The following is an 18,336-nucleotide window of genomic DNA, read 5'->3' on the forward strand; positions in this document are numbered from 1 at the left end:
GACTTAAGCGGCTTTAGCCGAAGGGTTACGCGCAATGGTATTGTTGCGCTTGATTTTGTTTTGCAATTGAATCAGGCCGTACACTAAAGCCTCGGCTGTTGGGGGACAACCTGGCACATAGACATCCACTGGCACAATGCGGTCACAACCACGCACGACCGAATAAGAGTAGTGATAGTAACCACCACCATTAGCACAGGAACCCATCGAAATCACCCAGCGCGGCTCGGGCATTTGGTCATACACTTTACGCAACGCTGGGGCCATTTTGTTACACAGCGTACCTGCCACAATCATCAAATCAGACTGACGTGGGCTGGGGCGAAACACCCCTGCACCAAAGCGGTCCAAATCGTAACGCGCTGCCGCCGCATGCATCATCTCTACAGCGCAACAAGCCAAGCCAAACGTCATTGGCCATAACGAGCCAGTATGCGCCCAATTAATTAGTTTATCGGCCTGCGTGGTGATAAACCCTTCATTCAAGACCCCATGAATACTCATATCATCGCCCTGCTATTTGCAAACCTACAAGAGACAACTGCCCTATTCCCAATCTAACGCTCCGCGCTTCCACAAATAGAAGAAAGCCAGCGCCAACTCGGCAATAAAAACCATCACCACTAGGAAGACCTCAAAACCTAACTCTTTTGACGCCACAGCCCAAGGGAACAGCAAGGCTGTCTCAAGATCAAATAAAATAAAGAGAATAGCGATCAAGTAATATCGCACATCAAATTTCATGCGCGCATCTTCAAATGCTTCAAAACCGCATTCGTAAGCTGAATTTTTCGCAGGATCAGGATTGTGAGCACCGAGAAGTCGGCCAAGGAGCATGGGCACCACGCCTACCGCGGCGCCAACAAGAATAAAGAGAAGAACAGGTAAATAATCAGCAATATTTAACATGCGGTCGCCACACTGAGATACACACCTTTTACCCATCTAGCCAATACTAGCCAGACAAAAAACAGGCACCAGAACCCGTCTGATGCCCTCTCTATTTGGTGCCGACGGCGAGACTCGAACTCGCACAGCTTGCGCCACTACCCCCTCAAGATAGCGTGTCTACCAATTTCACCACGTCGGCATATTTTTTACAGCCTATATTTTACTTCGGAATTTCGTTGGTTTGCGGTGCGGCAGGCGCAACTTCTTGCGCGTTCGCGCGGACACGATCAACCACGCTCTCACCCTGCTTGGGCTGCACAGTTGCCAACCAAGTAATACCGAGCGTCGCCACAAAAAAAATCGTCGCTAGGACACCCGTGGTCCGGCTCAAAAAATTTGCTGAACCAGTCGCCCCAAACAAACTACCCGAAGAGCCACCACCAAAAGCAGCCCCCATATCAGCACCCTTACCATGCTGGAGCAACACTAAGACAATCACGCCCAGCGCCGATACAACCTGCAAAACCACTAACAAACCATGTAAAAAATTCACCATCATTCCTTTACATTTTTTAGGCTTTTACCCCCCACCCCTCAGCTTGAGGAAACTGGAAGGCTCATGCCGCGCGGCAAATAGCCAAAAATTCTTCTAGCACCAATGAGGCACCGCCAATCAAACCACCATCAATATCAGGCTGCGCCAACAAACTTTGCGCATTGGCCGGCTTCATGCTGCCACCGTACAAAATACGCACCCCAGCAATGCGTTGCTGTGCCTCGAGGCTGATTGCCGCAGCACGCTCAACTAACCAGTTACGCAGATAGGCATGCACCTCCTGCGCCTGCTCAGGACTTGCTGTTTTACCTGTCCCAATCGCCCACACAGGCTCATAAGCCAATACAAAATCAGCAGAAGTCAACAATCCAGCCCTCAAGGGCTCCAACTGAGATTTCAACACATTTAGCGTCGCACCTGACTCGCGCTCGGCAAGGGTTTCCCCCACACAAATAATTGGGCACAAACCTGACACACGAGCATGCTCTGCCTTCTGCGCAACTACAACACTCGACTCACCAAACAGGGTACGGCGCTCTGAATGACCAACAATCACATAGCGGCAGCCAAACTCTTGCAACATGGACGCCGCCACTTCACCCGTGCAAGCGCCAGGCTCACGCTCGCTCAGGGTTTGCGCCCCCCAAGCAACAGCCGAATCTTTCAGCACTTCTTGAGCTTGCGCCAAATAGGGAAAAGGTACGCACACAGCAACGTCTGCCACCAACCCTTGCGACTGCCCTACCAGGCCAGACAACAAAGCCTGATTTGCCGACAAACTGCCGTTCATTTTCCAGTTGCCAGCAATTAACTTTTTGCGCTGCGTCATGCTTAACTCAAAATTGATACCACGATTAAAATGCCTAATTTTTGCGCTTTTGTGCAATGCACACAGCAAAAGAAAGGAGCGACATTCTACCGCTTAGCCCTAGGTTTGGTCAAACTAAAGCGACGCTAAGACAACACAGCACGCCCACAAAGATAGATCCAACCCACTGCGCAGAGCGCTACCGCACAGCACGTAGCATGATGACGGCATCCTGGTTCCTGCTATCACACCGCACAAAAATCAAGCCTAGAGTAAGCCAGCAAAGCGAGAGCGCACAAGAACTTTTCACCAACTCCCCTACCCGCCAGCCATAGAAAAGGGTATGATTGCGGTCCGTTTACCTAGTTTCAGCCAATATGTAAGACACCCGTCCACAATTTGTCTGGGTCGCAATTCGTCGGACATGGCGTAGCCATGTCGCGAAGGGTGCTGCCGCAGAATGCTTTTTTTCTGCCAGCCAGGTAACCAACCCGCATCTTAAGCGAGAAACTCGACTTGAAAGGTGAAGCGATATGTTAATGAAGCAGTTCCAAAACAACTCTTATTTGTTCGGTGGTAACGCACCCTACGTAGAAGAGCTTTATGAAAACTATCTGGATAACCCTGCCTCGGTTCCAGAAAAGTGGCGTGCCTACTTTGATGCGCTACAGAATGTTCCCGCCGCTGATGGTGCTGTTGGAACACGTGATGTCCCCCATGCTCCTATTGTTGACTCATTTGCATTGCGTGCGAAACAAGGCACACTGATGCCTAAGGTTGCGACTGCTGATCTGGCCGTTGCCCGTAAGCAAGTGCATGTGCAGTCGATTATTGCTGCTTACCGTTTCCTCGGTTGCCGCTGGGCCAATTTGGACCCCCTGCATCGCCAAGAACGTCAAGCCATTCCCGAATTGGAACCCAGCTTCTACGACCTGGACGAAGCCGATATGGATACCGTGTTCAATGCGAACAATCTGTATTTCGGCCAGGAAGAAATGAGCTTGCGCGATATTATTAACGCGCTGCGCGACACCTACTGCGGCTCCATTGGTGCCGAGTTTATGTATATCAGTGATCCAGCCCAAAAACGCTGGATTCAAGAACGCTTGGAAAGCAGCCGTGCGACTCCCGCATTCACCGCCGACCAGAAAAAACACATTCTGGAACGCTTGACGGCAGCCGAGGGCTTAGAGCGCTACTTGGCCACGAAATACGTGGGCCAAAAACGCTTCTCGCTCGAAGGCGGCGAAAGCTTCATAGCCTCGATGGATGAAATCATCCGTCGCGCGGGCAAACAAGGTATTCAAGAAATCGTGATCGGCATGGCCCACCGTGGGCGTCTGAACGTTTTGGTTAACACACTGGGCAAAATGCCTGCCGATTTGTTTGCCGAATTTGAAGGTAAACATTCCGATGACCTCTCAGCCGGTGACGTGAAATATCACCAAGGCTTCTCGAGCGATGTTTCTACCGAAGGCGGTCCCGTACATCTGACCTTGGCCTTCAACCCTTCACACTTGGAAATTGTGAACCCCGTCGTGGAAGGTTCTTCCCGCGCCCGCCAAGATCGCCGTGGCGATACCAATGGCTCACAAGTTATGCCCGTCTTAGTACACGGTGATGCTGCGTTTGCCGGCCAAGGCGTGGTTATGGAAACCCTGAACCTCGCCCAAACCCGTGGTTACGGTACCGGCGGTACGGTACATATCGTGATTAACAACCAGATTGGTTTCACGACCTCTGACCCACGCGACTCCCGCTCCACGATCTACTGTTCTGACGTGGTCAAGATGATTGAAGCGCCCGTACTGCACGTCAATGGTGATGATCCCGAAGCGGTGATCCTCGCGACACAAATCGCCGTGGATTTCCGTCAGACCTTCAAAAAAGACGTCGTGTTGGACATCATCTGTTTCCGCAAGTTGGGTCACAACGAGCAAGACACCCCCGCGCTGACTCAGCCGCTGATGTACAAGAAAATCGGTCAGCACCCCGGCACCCGTAAACTGTACGCCGACAAACTGACTGCCCAAGGCGTGCTCAAAGCGGATGAAGGCGATGAGTTCGTTAAAACCTATCGTAAAGCGATGGACGAAGGCCGTCACACGGTTGATCCCGTACTGACCGACTTCAAACGCAAATACGCTACCGACTGGACACCTTACCTTAATCGTAAATGGACAGACGCTGGCGATACCGCCGTACCGCTGGCCGAACTGAAGCGTTTGTCTGAACGCATTACCACCCTGCCAAAAGATTTCAAACCCCATAGCTTGGTTGAAAAAGTCGTGGCAGACCGCGCCAACATGGGTAAAGGCGAGCAAAAACTCGACTGGGGTATGGGCGAGCACTTGGCGTTTGCCTCTTTGGTGTCCAGTGGCTATGCCGTGCGCATTACCGGCCAAGATTGTGGCCGTGGTACCTTCACCCACCGCCATGCAGTTTTGCACGATCAAAATCGTGAAAAATGGGATTCTGGCACCTACATTCCTCTGCAGAATGTTTCCGAAGGCCAAGCCCCATTCCTCGTGATTGACTCGGTGTTATCTGAAGAAGCCGTGCTCGGTTTTGAATACGGTTACTCGACGACCGAACCCAATTCCCTCGTCATTTGGGAAGGCCAGTTCGGTGACTTCGTCAACGGCGCACAAGTGGTAATCGACCAATTCATTTCCTCTGGTGAAGTGAAGTGGGGCCGCTTGTCTGGCTTGACCCTGATGCTGCCACATGGCTACGAAGGTCAAGGCCCAGAGCACTCCTCTGCCCGCCTAGAGCGCTTCCTGCAGCTCTGTGCAGAAAACAATATGCAAGTGGCACAACCCACGACGCCCGCCCAGATTTTCCATATCTTGCGCCGTCAAATGGTTCGCCCCTTCCGCAAACCACTGGTGTTGATGACACCCAAGTCCTTGCTGCGTCACAAAGAAGCGGTATCGGATCTGAGCGAACTCGCGAAAGGCGGTTTCCAAACTGTCCTCGCAGATTCCGGCGAAGCCAATGCGAAAGAAGTTAAACGTGTACTGTTCTGTAGCGGTAAGGTTTACTACGACCTCGTTGCTGAACGTCGCAACCGCAAGGTGAACGATGTGGCCATTCTGCGCGTGGAACAGCTTTACCCCTTCCCGCACAAAGCCGTTGCCGCCGAGCTCAAAAAGTATCCCAAAGCCGAAGAAGTGGTTTGGGTACAAGATGAGCCACAAAACCAAGGCGCTTGGTTCTTTGTACAGCACAACCTGCTGGAAAACATGAATGAAGGACAAAAACTGGCTTACGCTGGCCGTCCTGCTTCTGCTTCACCAGCCGTGGGTTATTACGCTAAACACAACGAACAACAGAAAGCCCTGATTGAAGCCGCGTTTACGCGACTCAAAGGTTTTGTCATTAACAAATGATTGTGAAACACAGCCCAGCCGTCCACGCGCTGGGCTGACATGTTCAATACCAGAATTATTGAGGAATTAAAATGGCCTTAGTAGAAGTGAAAGTTCCGCAACTGTCCGAATCCGTTGCCGAAGCAACCCTGCTCTCTTGGAAAAAGAAACCCGGTGAAGCGGTTGCACAAGACGAAATCCTGATCGAAATCGAAACCGACAAAGTGGTGCTCGAAGTGCCTGCGCCCGCTGCGGGCGTGATGGCTGAAATCATTGAAGCCGATGGTGCTACCGTCACCGCCGATCAATTGATTGCAAAAATTGATACCGAAGGTAAAGCCGGTGCCGCTGTTTCCACACCAGCTGCAGCAGCAGCCGCGCCCGCCGCAGCTCCAGCTGCCGCACCTGCACCCGCACCTGTTGCCGCCGCACCGGCAAGCAATAGCGCAGCTGGCGTTGCCATGCCTTCTGCCGCGAAGATTTTGACCGAAAACAACCTGAGCGCCGCAAACGTCGCCGGTACGGGTAAAGATGGCCGCGTAACCAAGGGTGACGCCCTTGCCGCAGCCGCCAACAAAGCCAGCGCTCCCGCAGCAGCAGCAGCTCCTGCAGCCAGCGCCAAACCGGCACTGCAACAAGTTGCTGCCCCCGTTGCCTTGAGCGGTATCACTGAAGGCCGTCCAGAGCAGCGCGTACCCATGAGCCGTCTACGCGCGCGCGTGGCTGAGCGTCTGCTGCAATCGCAAGCCACCAACGCCATTTTGACCACGTTCAACGAAGTCAATATGCAGCCCGTGATGGACATGCGTAACAAGTACAAAGACAAGTTTGAAAAAGAGCATGGCGTTAAGCTCGGTTTCATGTCTTTCTTCGTCAAGGCCGCTGTGCATGCTCTGAAGAAATACCCCGTCCTGAACGCTTCTGTCGATGGTAACGACATCGTTTACCACGGCTACTTCGATATCGGTATCGCTGTTGGCTCACCCCGTGGTTTGGTGGTACCGATTCTGCGTAACGCCGACCAAATGAGCTTGGCCCAGATCGAACAGAAAATTGCTGAATACGGTGCAAAAGCCAAAGACGGTAAATTGTCGATTGAAGAAATGACTGGCGGTACCTTCTCGATTTCTAACGGTGGCGTGTTTGGTTCTATGCTCTCCACCCCGATTATCAACCCACCGCAATCCGCGATTCTCGGCATTCACGCCACCAAAGATCGTGCAGTGGTTGAAAACGGTCAAATCGTGATTCGCCCGATCAACTACCTCGCCATGTCTTACGACCACCGTATCATCGACGGTCGTGAAGCGGTTCTCGGCTTGGTTGCCATGAAAGAAGCACTGGAAGATCCAGCTCGCCTCTTACTCGATCTGTAATTCCAGTTTGCAATAGCAACGATAACTTTGTTGGCTACGAAAATTCATGCTCGCTGTACTGTTAGGTACTATCTCCGCGTGAATTTTCTAGCCGCCTCGTTCTCCTTCCTATTGCTTGCTGGAATACGTGAATGAATTTTTTAAATGCACAGTTCACCACGGAGCACATAGAAAATGGGGTCAGATTCAATTTTTTGAGCCGCACAGGGCGAAAAAACTTTGAGTCTGACCCCATTTTTCTGAGCAAACTTAATTGTATTTTCTCCGTGGACCTTGTGATTATTTTTGGGATTTCCTATGTCTAAACAATTTGATGTCCTCGTGATTGGTGCTGGCCCTGCTGGCTACATTGCGGCGATTCGTGCCGCACAACTCGGTTTTAGCGTCGCCTGTGCTGAAGGCAATGCCTATGCTGACCCCAAAGGCGAACCCCGCCTCGGTGGTACCTGCTTAAACGTCGGCTGCATTCCTTCTAAAGCCCTGCTAGCTTCTTCTGAAGAATTTGAAAAAATCCAACATCATTTAGATGACCACGGCATTAGCGTCTCCAGCGCCAAAGTCGATGTCGCGAAAATGGTGGGCCGCAAAAATGCCATCGTTGACAAAATGACCGGTGGCATTCAATTCCTATTCCGCAAGAACAAAGTTACGCTACTCAAAGGCTACGGTAAATTCGTTGGCAAAACCGATGCGGGTGTACAAGTGGATGTCGCGGGTGAAGTATTCACCGCTAAGCAAGTGATTGTTGCTACTGGCTCCAAAGCTCGCCACTTGGCTGGCATTCCCGTCGATAACAAACTGATTTGCGATAACGAAGGCGCCTTGAATTTTGATGCCATCCCTAAAAAACTCGGCGTGATCGGCGCGGGCGTCATTGGTTTGGAGCTGGGCTCAGTTTGGCGCCGTTTGGGGGCTGACGTTGAAATCCTCGAAGCCGCCCCATCCTTCTTAGCCGCCGCCGACGAAGGCGTGGCCAAAGAAATGCAAAAGATTTTCACCAAACAAGGGCTGAAGATAAGCACTGGCGTGAAAATCGGCGACGTGGCTACCACCAAAAAAGGCGTAGTCGTTAACTACACCGATGCGGCTGGCGCTGCGCAGAAGCTGGAATGTGATCGCCTGATCGTCTCCGTTGGCCGCGTGCCCAATACCGACGGTCTCAACCTCGAAGCGATTGGCCTGAAAGCCAACGAACGTGGCCAAATCGACGTTAACGATCACTGCCAAACCGCCGTCGCTGGTGTATGGGCGATTGGTGACGTGGTGCGTGGCCCGATGCTCGCCCACAAAGGGGAAGAAGAAGGCGTGATGGTGGCAGAACTGATCGCTGGCCAAGCCGGCCATTGCAATTTCAACACTATTCCTTGGGTGATCTACACCTCCCCCGAAGTGGCTTGGGTGGGCGCCACCGAGCAACAGCTCAAAGCCGAAGGCCGCACTTACAAAGTGGGCTCTTTCCCCTTTATGGCCAATGGTCGCGCTCTGGGTCAAGGTGATTCACAAGGTTTTGTGAAAATCCTCGCCGATGCCAAGACTGACGAAGTGCTGGGTGCCCACATCATCAACAGCCACGCCTCCGATCTGATTGCGGAAGTGGTGATGGCAATGGAATTCAAAGCCGCCTCTGAAGATATTGGCCGGATTTGCCATGCCCACCCCAGCTTATCCGAAGTAGTGAAAGAAGCTGCACTAGCCTGCGATAAACGTGCGCTCAACATGTAAGCATGTAGGCTAAAGATAAGGGGAGCCTAGCTCCCCTTTGTTTTTTACCCCCCCCCCCACTAATCTTCAAATTTAATTCACATGACGCTGGTTGAACAATACCATTCAGCCCTGCACGCCAAAGGGTATGTTGCCGACGATGCGCAACTCCGAGCCGTCACACGCCTGAATGAATGCGTTGACGCCTGGGCCAATTACAAGGAAATTCGTGCCAGCACCCTCAAGCGGCTGCTATTACGGCCAGATTTACCGCGTGGCGTATATATGTATGGTGGCGTCGGGCGCGGCAAGAGTTTTTTGATGGACTTGTTTTACCAACACGTCGCCGTTAAACGCAAAACCCGCATTCACTTCCATGAGTTTATGCGTGCTGTGCATCGTGAACTGGAAGAACTCCGTGGTACTGCCGATCCGCTCGATGAAGTGGCCAAACGGATTGCCCGCAAATATCGCCTGATTTGTTTTGATGAGTTTCATGTCTCCGATATTGCCGATGCCATGATCTTGCATCGCCTACTCGACCGGCTCTATCAAAATGGCGTGGTGTTTGTGATGACCTCCAACTATCACCCGGATGGACTCTACCCCGAAGGCCTACACCGCGACCGCATTCTGCCCGCGATTGCCCTGCTCAAAGAAAAAATCGACATTCTGAATGTGGATGCGGGCATTGATTATCGCCGCCGCTCACTAGAGCAAGTGCAGGTCTACCTTGCACCTATCAATGAACAAACTCAGGCACAACTCAGCAGTAGCTTTGAAGCGCTGGCCGAAACGCCGGATGAAAAACCGGAGCTAATGATTGAGCAACGTCAACTCAAAGCCATTCGCCGCGCCGGTGGCGTGGTGTGGTTTAGCTTCAGAGAACTGTGCGATGGACCCCGTTCGCAAAACGACTACCTAGAAATTGCCAGCCAATTCCACACCGTGATTGTTTCCGATGTACCGGTGATGAGTGCGGCCATGTCATCGGCTGCCCGGCGCTTTACCTGGCTAATCGATGTATTTTACGACCACGGCATTAAGCTGATTATGTCCGCCGCCGATCAGCCCGAAGCGTTGTACATTGCGGGCCAATTGGCCAATGAGTTTCACCGCACCGTGAGCCGGATCGTGGAAATGCAATCGAAAGAATATCTTGAAGCGCCTCGACGCGCGATCATTCACTCTTTTTAGGCTTTAAGACGATGACTGCCCCTTTGATTGAGCTATCTAAACTCGAAAAGACTCTCACTGAATTCGCGCAAGCAAGAAACTGGACACAGTTTCACTCACCGAAAAATCTGGCGATGGCCTTAACGGGTGAAGTCGGTGAGTTGGTTGAAATTTTTCAATGGCTGAGTGAAGCGGAGTCCAAACTGGTTGCGCATCATCCCCACACGAGTGAAGCGGTAAGAGATGAGCTCGCCGATGTTTTTATCTATCTCGTGCGGATGGCGCAGGTGCTTGAAGTCGATCTGAATCAAGCGATTACACAAAAACTGCAAAAGAATGCACACAAATATCCGGCGATAATCAGCCCTGATGCATGAGAGACGCTAACCCTCGTTTAAAAACCATCTTCAAGTAAGCTCGCCCCCTGGGCCGTCACGCGATGGCGCTGCCCAGAACCACTGATCGCCGTATAACGGCTTTCGACGTCAAGCCACCACTGCGCACCGGTTTGCTGCCACTGGTAAGAAAAATAGCCCATCCCTGGTACTCGAAATACCGCCACCTCGCCTGCCGGAGTCGGCTTTAGCAATGGTAAAGCCAACGCATATTTGTCAATGTATTGCGCCGCCCGCAATCGAATCAGGCTATGGAAAACATTTTCTATTTGCCTTAAGACTGTTGGATCTCTCATTATTCTAGCCTAGCATTGTTGTAATCGAAATCTTGTCCTATTAACACGCAATAGACTTGATAAAAAGAGAACACCATTGCTTATTCTACTTGCATACGGGCAGGCAAGGCAGCCGCCACATCGCGAAACGACTGTAATGCCGCCTCTAGGTGCTCAATAATCTCTTGCTGTAACACATCGGGGGGTGGCAAGTCATCTAAGTTATCAAGGCTGTCATCCTTCAGCCAAAATAGGTCTAGGCTCGCCTTATCCCGCGCCATCAATTCTTCATACGAATAGCACTTAAAGCGTTCTGTTTCGTGGCGCTCATGGCGGTTTTCAGGGTGGTAGCAATTGATAAAGTCTTGCAAGTCAGCAAATTTAAGCGGACGCGTTTTCAGCGTGAAATGCTGGTTTGTTCGCAAATCATAAAACCACACACCTTTGGTATGCACCCGCCCGTCTTTTGGCGCGTTATCAAAAAACACCACGTTCGCTTTCACCCCTTGTGCATAGAAGATGCCGGTGGGTAAACGCAAAATCGTATGCACATCGCAAGTCTCCAGCAACTTGCGGCGAATTTTTTCCCCCGCTCCGCCTTCAAACAGCACGTTATCGGGCAACACCACCGCTGCCTTGCCTTCTATTTTCAGCATGTTCACAATATGCTGTAAAAAATTGAGCTGCTTGTTCGACGTGGTTTCCCAAAAATCTTGCCGCTCATAGGTGAGCGCTTCGCGGTCTTCTTCGCCTTCCTCATTGGTAATTGTCATACTGCTTTTTTTACCAAACGGTGGATTCGCCAACACATAATCCACCTTCAGCTTAGGTTCTGCAATCAAGGCATCCGAACGCTCTACCGAGGGTTCGCCATCCAGCTCGCCAATGTTATGCAAAAACAAATTCATTAAGCACATGCGCCGCGTATTCGGCACAATTTCATTGCCGTGAAAAGTCTGGTCGCGCAAAAATTCTTTCTGCCGTTTATCCAGCTTTGCACCTGGGCGCGTGAGCCAGCTATAGGCCCCCAAAAAGAAGCCGCCCGTACCACAGGCCGGGTCCGCAATCGTTTTCAACGGCTCGGGCTGCACACAGGCCACCATGGCCTCAATCAGTGCGCGGGGCGTAAAGTACTGGCCCGCTCCACTCTTCGTATCTTCCGCGTTCTTTTGCAGCAAGCCTTCGTACAAATCGCCTTTGGTATCCGCATCCAAGCTAATCCAGTTTTCCGCATCAATCAGTTGCACCAAGCGCGAGAGCTTGGCCGGGTCTTGAATTTTGTTTTGTGCCTTAAAAAAAATCGCCCCCAACATGCCCGACTCTTGGCCCAGCTTGTGCAACACCGCCAAGTAATGCGCCTCCAGTGGCTCGCCCACTTTGCTGCGCAAACTCGCCCAGTCATAGCCCTGCGGGATATGCGTATCACGGTTGTATGGCGCTTGCGCGTATTCGTGCGCCAGCTTCAAAAACAGCAAGTAAGTAAGCTGCTCCAGATAATCGCCATAACTCACGCCGTCATCGCGCAAGGTGTGGCAAAAGTTCCAGACTTTTTGAACAAGAGAAGAAGTATTCATGGGTAATCGTTATCGAGTTAAGTATCCGTCAAGTAAAAATAATCTGCTAAGCCCTTGATTTTTATGCACTATCAACAACTCAAAGAAACCGCCAGTCAAATACCCGTCAAGTAAACCAAGTATCCGCATCTCCGCTCCTTTTACGTAGACGTGACTTGGAAGTAGCGGCGCATACCATGAGCTCAGGGCGCTGACACGCTAACGCATGAAGTATGGCTTCAAATCCAAACCTCATATCAAGCGAAGAAGTACTCTTAGATTAGGAAAGGCAGCGAAATTAGCTGCGAATTGAATTAAAACCCCTGACGTGCAAAGGTCAAAATACGCTCGCTCGCATGGTGCGGCAATACGCTTGCCTCTACTTCTTGCAAAATCTCGGTAACCTCTTGCGCTACTTGCTGATGCGGCAAATCGGCCCCAGTCTGCAAAGTAAATAGCACCTCGCCGTTCAGCAATGCACGACGACGTAGCTCACGAATGCGTCCGGCCCACTGCACCCCATGATCGACTGCCTTAGTCAGTTTTTGATGCGTTAAGTGCAAAGGCTTAATAATGCGAATGCGCTGGCCCTGTTCTGCCACAAAAGGGAACTCATATTCAAACAACGCATCGCCCACCGCACGAGAGCGATAGCGCTCTGCCAACTTATTCTGTTGGAAAAGCAGCTTCAACTCACGTTCAAGCAGGACCTCCTGGTTTTCTTTCGTCGCGAAGCGATGTTCCACATATTGCGCATACAACTGTTTGACCGCTTCATTGGCATCCGCTGTCAACAGCGCCCGCACCGGTGAAAAACGAAACATGGTTTCCCGGCGGCGAATCAGCTCATCAAACAACCCCGACCGCATTGGCTCAGGCTTACCCTGGCCACGCAGGGTTGCCAATAAGCGGCTGACACGCTCCAAATCCTCAGTGACCAGTTTCAGGCAAGCGTTAAGAGGCGCTTTAGTATCCAAATCAAAAAAATCGGTTACCCGCTTCCAGTTTTTAAGCAACTGAAAATGCAAGCTGCCTTGCTCATGGTTAAACAGCACCACCCCAATGTTGGCAAACTCTCCCGTTTCCACATAGGGTAAAAATTGCAAGATCGCGTAGCGGCAGGCAAAAGGGCTGCTCACATCAAACTCCAAAAATCATCTTGATCAACACGTGCTAAATCAGTGTAGACCCGTTGCAGGTCAAATTCATAGGGATTTGTCATTTCAGCGTCCAAATAGTGCCACAGCGGCGGCACACTTGCCACTATTTGCGGCCAAGCGGTTAAGGCCTCTTGCAGACGCTGCGCCATCTCGGCCCGCACCAAAAAATCACTCGCCAGATTTTTTAACGCCGCCGCAAACACATGCGTCTCTAAAAAATGTTGTACCTCAAAATCGTCCGCAAAGGCCAAATTATGGTCAATCACCAGCAAACTCGCTTTGTCACTTTCCCAAAACAAATTCGGGTTGCCCCCCTGCCGGCTCAAACTACGATCCATATTGCGCACCCACCAATCAAAGACCGCCACCGCTGCTTGTAAATCAGGCGGGATTTTTTCCGCAATGCTCGCATTCAGCTCCACCACCTCAGAACGTCGCGAGCCAAATACCAACCCCGGCCCCAAGTCACTTAAATCATGCTCTCCCACACGCCCCAAGGCCAACAGCTCATCCGGCACCGCCAGCAAACAAAACGGTGCTATCGGCAACCCAACACGCTGGGCCAACTGCCCCGCCAGCCATTCACACCACAAACTACGTTTGCCCGCTCCCGCCCCTTTCACAAAATACACCGCCCCATCTGCCGCCCGACAAATAAAGGGCCGTGTCATCCCCTGCTCACTCCGCCCGAGAATTTCAACAATGGTTTGTTCAGTCATACCAGCTCCTTGGGCTGACGTTTACGCGGATTAGGGGTGGCAGCACGTTGCGCCCGCCCAGCGCAAATCCGTTCTAGCAACACACTGGCCGGTTCGTCGCTGGGGTCTTGCGGCACCAGTTGGCCGGCAAACGCCGCACGCAGAATATTTTGGCGTTGGGCGGTGGATTGTTTGAGGACAAGTTCTGTTTGCTGTTCTAGCTCTTTAATAGCGCCTAACCGCTCTTCTAATAAAGAAAGTATCACCCCTTGCTCAGAGACCGAAGCAAGAGGAATTGGAGTTTTTTTCAAGTCTTCACCTGAAATTCCGGTTTGGCCCGCCGTAGTTTTTACTCGCGACACTAAATGCTTGCGCGAACAACTGACGTTGCCGCAGACTTCCATCCAAGCCCCCAAACCCACTCCTAAAATAGGTTTCATACGAATAAGTTTATCTGGGTGCAGCGTGCGCTCAGGCACATTTTTAATCATGCCAAAAACACCCAACAAATCGACACTACCGTTGTACCGCGTTGCCAAGACATCACCGACTTCAACCCAATAGTCAGCAGCCTCATTCTCATCAATCTCAATATGTTTGATGGCTTCAAAATTTACAGACATTGGTCGTACCGCATTAATTTTGAAGATGGGAAAGCCACGCTGCTCGGTATTGGGCGTTTTCGACAATCCATTTCGTACTGACTCTGACAATTGCTCCACACTCGCCCACACCCACCCCTCTGGCAGTTCCGGTAAATCGGTGGTGTCCGGTTGCACGGGTTCGGGGTATTTTTTTTGCCAGTCTTTGGGGGGCGTTTTGCCTTGTTCGGCAAATTTGGCGAGTTGCTTGGCTTCCCAGCGGGCGCGGCGTTCTTGCAGGATTCGTGCGAGCAATTGCGCGCCGCTTTCGGTAGCGGGGTGTTGCTTGCGCCATTCTGCGGTGAGTGCGCCTTCAACCGCTGCTTTGAGCAGCGATTGGCGGTATTGCACCAGCTTCTTTTGCGCGGCCTTGAGTTCGGCCACGCCAGCATCCAGGTCGGAGAGGAGTTCTTCGAGCTTGGCAACGATGCGGGTTTGTTCGGCAGCAGGAGCTACTGGACAAGAAATATCCCGAACAAACTGCCCACTTATTGCCGCAAATGTTGAACCTGTACCTTGCTCTGATAGCCAAGGCTCAATGCTCTTAAAAAAGTAGTATAGGTATGACTGATTAACGCCAGTCTCTCCATGGACACCAGCTAAACCACGGCCAATACAACTTTTTTCAGGCGCGATATTTGTAGGTCCAACCGGAGCACGGATCGAAAGCAAAATGTCACCACGCTCAACAATCTTTGTTGGCTCCGAGCACCACTTTCGTATTTCAGGGAAAACAGCTTGAAATTCTGCCTTACCCTGAAAAAATGGGAGTCCTTTCCCTTCGGCATTGTACGAACGTGAGTCGGGAGACTGCCCCATTTCGATCATCGCCAAATTGGCTAGCGCCGTCTTGGTCCAGTTATTTGGCAATCCGCTCACGCCACCAACTCCACATTCAGTTCATCCATGAGTCCATCCAGTTCTTGACCAAACACGCCCCAGGCTTTTTGTAGCCCGCCTTTGTCGGCCAGTTCGGCATAATCAAAATCGTCCCGGCTGATGCTGCAACTGCTGGCGATGTGGTCTTTCATCAAGCGTAGCCAGTCCGTTTGTTCGGGGGTGAAGGCGCTACCGCGCTGGGCATTGTGGCGGAAGATCCAGGCTTGAAAGCGTTTATCCACTTCATCGGCAAAGGGTTTGAGTTCGCCTTGTGCACCCTCTAACCCCAAGGCAAAGCGCACGAGGCTGACCAGATCGGTCAGTTGGCGTTTGCGGTCTGCACCTTTTACCTGCGCCGCTTGCACCCGCGCATAGGCGCTCCACAGCCGTTCGGTGGTGAGCATGAGCGGCGGTTTGGCAAGGTGTTCGTGCAATTCTTCGATCATGTCATAGGTGAGTTGGCGGCGCTGGTAGGGTTGTTGGTAAAAGAAACTGAGCGCGGCAATTTCGTCTTTGTGCTGTTTGAGGTATTCGGTAAAGGTTTGAATCACGCTGTGGGCCTGGGTTTCGGCTTGCTGGCTGAAACCGGCGAAGGTGACTTGGTCGAGGTTGATGTGGTCGATGAGTTGATCGCGTTCGCGGCGGGCGGTGTCGATCACCTCGCGCAATTCTGGTTTATCAAAGGGCGCGCAGGCGGCGGCGACACGGGTGGCGCGGGCGGCTTCAATTTCTTCGGGTAGCAGCGTTTCTTCGCTGCGTGTGATGCCTTGGGCGTGCGCGGTGTTGAGCGCGGTTTGCACAATGGCATCGGGGTTGAGCGCGACAATCAGGCTTTTACCGAGCTCGGCAATCGGGATACCGCCACTGGCTTTTTCAATGCGGGCTTGGGCTTTGTCATCGAGTTGTTTGGCGAGGCGCACGAGGCGGTTGGCGAGCGAGAGCACGGTGTCGTCATCCCGATGCCCGAGGGCCACGCCTTGCAGCAGGTCTTTAAGGGCAACGCCGGGTTTCTTTTCGAGTGGGCGGCTTTCGGTTTTGAGGCTTTTTTCTACGCCGACGGCATCAATCAACACAAAGCGGGTTTTAGCCCCCTCGGCACTATTACTCACACGCTTGAGGCTTTCGCCATCGAGGCTACGCACGCCCCGGCCTTTCATTTGTTCGTAGTAGCCTTTGCTGCGCACATCGCGCATGAAGAGCAGGACTTCGAGGGGTTTTACATCCGTCCCCGTGGCGATCATATCCACCGTGACGGCAATGCGTGGGTAGTAGTCGTTGCGGAAGCTGCTGAGGATGCTGTCGGCATCTTCTTCGGCGCGGTAGGTGACTTTTTTGCAGAAGGCATTCCCCTGCCCATAGACCTCGCGCACCATGTTGATGATGTCATCGGCATGGCTATCGGTTTTGGCGAAGATGAGGGTTTTAGGCGTTTCTTTGCGGGCGGGGAAAATTTGCGTTTCCACGGCGTTTTTCATGGCCTGAATGACTTGGCGAATCTGGCTGGGATTGACCACTGAACGGTCGAGTTCTTTACCGGTATAAATGGTGTCTGCTTCGGTTTCGGCCCAGCGCTTTTTACGGGTGGCGCGGTCGCGGTGGTCTACCCATTCTTTGGCTTTGAGCTCGCTGCCTTGTTGGGTAATGGTGGTTTCGATCTCAAACACGTCGTAGCCGACGTTAACGCCATCGGCCACGGATTGTTCGTAGGTGTACTCGGCGACGATGTTTTCGTTAAAGAAGCCAAAGGTACGGTTATCGGGCGTGGCGGTAAGGCCAATGAGGAAGGCATCGAAATAGTCGAGCACTTGCTTCCACAGGTTGTAAATACTGCGGTGGCATTCATCAATAATAATTAAATCAAAGGTATCTACCGCCACGGCGGGGTTGTAGCGCACGTGTTTGGCTTGCTTGGTGGTTTGCTCGATTTCGTTGAGCGAAATGTCTTCGGCGGAATCGTCAATTTGTTCGCCACTGAGAATGGAGTACATGCGCTGAATGGTGCTGATGCAGACTTGCGCATGCGGATCAATATGTGGGCTGGCGAGCCGCTGAACGTTGTACAGCTCGGTAAATTTGCGGCCATCATCCGGCGGGGTGTAGGCCATGAATTCTTGATGCGCTTGCTTGCCGAGGTTGCGCGTATCCACCAAAAACAAAATGCGCTTAGCGCCGCCGAATTTGAGCAAACGATAAACCGAGGTAATGGCAGTAAAGGTTTTACCCGCGCCGGTGGCCATGTGAATAAGCGCACGGGGTTTGTTGAGCGCGAGCGATTGTTCTAAACCGGTGACGGCGCTGATCTGGCAATCACGCAGATTACGTTCGGGCAATGCGGGCATGGCTTCGGCCAAACGCCGCCGCAGGGTGTTAGGTTGAGCCAGCCACTCCGCTAAGGTTTGCGGTGGAAAGAAATGAAAAATTTCACGCGAACGGGGCGCAGGATCGGCGTTATCGGTAAAGCGAATAATTTGCCCGGTGGCTTCAAACAAGAAACGCAAAGGAGTTTGCTCGGTGCGCCATTTAAGGGTGGCGCTGGCGTAGCGTTCGGTTTGTTGCTCTACGGCGGTGATGTTTTCAGCGGCGCTATCGCGTTTGGCTTCAATCACGCCCACGGCCTGCCGGTTTACAAACATCACATAATCCGCTGGGCCGGTATCGGTGGGGTATTCACGCACAATCACGCCAACACCGGCACCGAGATTAAGTGCGGCCATGTCTTGGATGATCCAGCCCGCTTGCTGGAGCTTTTGGTCGATACGTTCGCGGGCTTTGATTTCTGGGGTCATAGTGAGTGGATATGGAATACCGTGATTGCACAGAATATCGCCATCATAAAACGGCCTGCGGGATGGTTGA

General features: G+C 52.1%; 15 protein-coding genes and 1 tRNA gene. 5 read left to right on the plus strand and 11 right to left on the minus strand.

The genetic code is table 11. The features are described 5' to 3' along the window. Positions 1-3: 3 nt before the first annotated feature. The 5 genes from DU000_RS04915 to tpiA all read right to left on the minus strand — a co-directional run bounded on the left by DU000_RS04915 (position 4) and on the right by tpiA (position 2,276). Positions 4-504: a NuoB/complex I 20 kDa subunit family protein gene (locus DU000_RS04915; protein ID WP_114402257.1), complete on the minus strand. Its 501-nt coding sequence runs from the start codon at positions 502-504 to the stop codon at positions 4-6. A gap of 42 nt (positions 505-546) precedes the next feature. Continuing rightward, positions 547-909, minus strand: coding sequence for an NADH-quinone oxidoreductase subunit A (ndhC, locus tag DU000_RS04920; RefSeq protein WP_114402258.1), 363 nt, complete (start codon positions 907-909; stop codon positions 547-549). 96 nt (positions 910-1,005) lie between these two features. Further along, positions 1,006-1,090 (minus strand) — tRNA-Leu (locus tag DU000_RS04925). A 21-nt stretch (positions 1,091-1,111) separates the two neighbouring features. Then, a complete protein-coding gene (gene secG, locus DU000_RS04930) occupies positions 1,112-1,447 on the minus strand; it encodes a preprotein translocase subunit SecG (RefSeq protein ID WP_192878447.1) in 336 nt (111 codons plus the stop codon). A 61-nt stretch (positions 1,448-1,508) separates the two neighbouring features. Beyond that, complete coding sequence (gene tpiA, locus DU000_RS04935) at positions 1,509-2,276, minus strand: triose-phosphate isomerase (RefSeq protein ID WP_114402259.1); 768 nt, start codon at positions 2,274-2,276, stop codon at positions 1,509-1,511. A 512-nt stretch (positions 2,277-2,788) separates the two neighbouring features. Here tpiA and DU000_RS04940 point away from each other — a divergent pair. The 5 genes from DU000_RS04940 to DU000_RS04960 all read left to right on the plus strand — a co-directional run bounded on the left by DU000_RS04940 (position 2,789) and on the right by DU000_RS04960 (position 10,256). After that, positions 2,789-5,647: a 2-oxoglutarate dehydrogenase E1 component gene (locus DU000_RS04940; protein WP_240001808.1), complete on the plus strand. Its 2,859-nt coding sequence runs from the start codon at positions 2,789-2,791 to the stop codon at positions 5,645-5,647. Positions 5,648-5,718: 71 nt separating this feature from the next. Continuing rightward, the gene (odhB, locus tag DU000_RS04945; RefSeq protein ID WP_114402260.1) at positions 5,719-7,002 is read left to right on the plus strand and encodes a 2-oxoglutarate dehydrogenase complex dihydrolipoyllysine-residue succinyltransferase; all 1,284 of its coding nucleotides are present in this window, start codon (positions 5,719-5,721) and stop codon (positions 7,000-7,002) included. A gap of 297 nt (positions 7,003-7,299) precedes the next feature. Continuing rightward, positions 7,300-8,724, plus strand: coding sequence for a dihydrolipoyl dehydrogenase (lpdA, locus tag DU000_RS04950; RefSeq protein ID WP_114402261.1), 1,425 nt, complete (start codon positions 7,300-7,302; stop codon positions 8,722-8,724). A gap of 81 nt (positions 8,725-8,805) precedes the next feature. Beyond that, positions 8,806-9,900 (plus strand): cell division protein ZapE, encoded by a 1,095-nt coding sequence (gene zapE, locus DU000_RS04955; RefSeq protein ID WP_114402262.1) that lies wholly within the window; start codon positions 8,806-8,808, stop codon positions 9,898-9,900. A gap of 11 nt (positions 9,901-9,911) precedes the next feature. Continuing rightward, on the plus strand, positions 9,912-10,256 hold the full coding sequence (locus DU000_RS04960; protein WP_114402263.1) for a nucleotide pyrophosphohydrolase: 345 nt from the start codon (positions 9,912-9,914) through the stop codon (positions 10,254-10,256). Between the two features lie 17 nt (positions 10,257-10,273). Here the strand turns inward: DU000_RS04960 and DU000_RS04965 are convergent, their stop codons facing one another. The 6 genes from DU000_RS04965 to DU000_RS04990 all read right to left on the minus strand — a co-directional run bounded on the left by DU000_RS04965 (position 10,274) and on the right by DU000_RS04990 (position 18,266). Next, positions 10,274-10,570 carry a hypothetical protein gene (locus DU000_RS04965; protein ID WP_114402264.1) on the minus strand — a complete coding sequence of 99 codons (297 nt, stop codon included), beginning with the start codon at positions 10,568-10,570 and terminating at the stop codon, positions 10,274-10,276. 80 nt (positions 10,571-10,650) lie between these two features. Then, positions 10,651-12,123 carry a class I SAM-dependent DNA methyltransferase gene (locus DU000_RS04970; protein ID WP_114402265.1) on the minus strand — a complete coding sequence of 491 codons (1,473 nt, stop codon included), beginning with the start codon at positions 12,121-12,123 and terminating at the stop codon, positions 10,651-10,653. A 293-nt stretch (positions 12,124-12,416) separates the two neighbouring features. After that, entirely contained in the window at positions 12,417-13,241 is an 825-nt protein-coding gene (locus DU000_RS04975; RefSeq protein WP_158529637.1) for a DUF3037 domain-containing protein, read from the minus strand. Continuing rightward, positions 13,238-13,981, minus strand: coding sequence for a HipA family kinase (locus DU000_RS04980; protein ID WP_114402267.1), 744 nt, complete (start codon positions 13,979-13,981; stop codon positions 13,238-13,240). Before DU000_RS04980 ends, DU000_RS04975 begins: the two co-directional genes overlap by 4 nt. Next, the gene (locus tag DU000_RS04985) at positions 13,978-15,480 is read right to left on the minus strand and encodes a restriction endonuclease subunit S (protein WP_114402268.1); all 1,503 of its coding nucleotides are present in this window, start codon (positions 15,478-15,480) and stop codon (positions 13,978-13,980) included. The genes DU000_RS04980 and DU000_RS04985 overlap by 4 nt, the downstream gene beginning before the upstream one ends. Beyond that, entirely contained in the window at positions 15,477-18,266 is a 2,790-nt protein-coding gene (locus DU000_RS04990; protein WP_114402269.1) for a type I restriction endonuclease subunit R, read from the minus strand. Before DU000_RS04990 ends, DU000_RS04985 begins: the two co-directional genes overlap by 4 nt. Positions 18,267-18,336 lie beyond the last annotated feature (70 nt).

The organism is Parvibium lacunae, from assembly GCF_003335215.1.
Lineage (GTDB): Bacteria > Pseudomonadota > Gammaproteobacteria > Burkholderiales > Burkholderiaceae_D > Parvibium > Parvibium lacunae.

Bases quoted from the DNA above. Each gene is read 5' to 3' on its own strand.
- DU000_RS04915 (WP_114402257.1), bottom strand. From the start codon at position 504: ATGAGTATTCATGGGGTCTTGAATGAAGGGTTTATCACCACGCAGGCC.
- ndhC (WP_114402258.1), bottom strand. From the start codon at position 909: ATGTTAAATATTGCTGATTATTTACCTGTTCTTCTCTTTATTCTTGTT.
- secG (WP_192878447.1), bottom strand. From the start codon at position 1,447: ATGGTGAATTTTTTACATGGTTTGTTAGTGGTTTTGCAGGTTGTATCG.
- tpiA (WP_114402259.1), bottom strand. From the start codon at position 2,276: ATGACGCAGCGCAAAAAGTTAATTGCTGGCAACTGGAAAATGAACGGC.
- DU000_RS04940 (WP_240001808.1), top strand. From the start codon at position 2,789: ATGTTAATGAAGCAGTTCCAAAACAACTCTTATTTGTTCGGTGGTAAC.
- odhB (WP_114402260.1), top strand. From the start codon at position 5,719: ATGGCCTTAGTAGAAGTGAAAGTTCCGCAACTGTCCGAATCCGTTGCC.
- lpdA (WP_114402261.1), top strand. From the start codon at position 7,300: ATGTCTAAACAATTTGATGTCCTCGTGATTGGTGCTGGCCCTGCTGGC.
- zapE (WP_114402262.1), top strand. From the start codon at position 8,806: ATGACGCTGGTTGAACAATACCATTCAGCCCTGCACGCCAAAGGGTAT.
- DU000_RS04960 (WP_114402263.1), top strand. From the start codon at position 9,912: ATGACTGCCCCTTTGATTGAGCTATCTAAACTCGAAAAGACTCTCACT.
- DU000_RS04965 (WP_114402264.1), bottom strand. From the start codon at position 10,570: ATGAGAGATCCAACAGTCTTAAGGCAAATAGAAAATGTTTTCCATAGC.
- DU000_RS04970 (WP_114402265.1), bottom strand. From the start codon at position 12,123: ATGAATACTTCTTCTCTTGTTCAAAAAGTCTGGAACTTTTGCCACACC.
- DU000_RS04980 (WP_114402267.1), bottom strand. From the start codon at position 13,981: ATGACTGAACAAACCATTGTTGAAATTCTCGGGCGGAGTGAGCAGGGG.
- DU000_RS04990 (WP_114402269.1), bottom strand. From the start codon at position 18,266: ATGACCCCAGAAATCAAAGCCCGCGAACGTATCGACCAAAAGCTCCAG.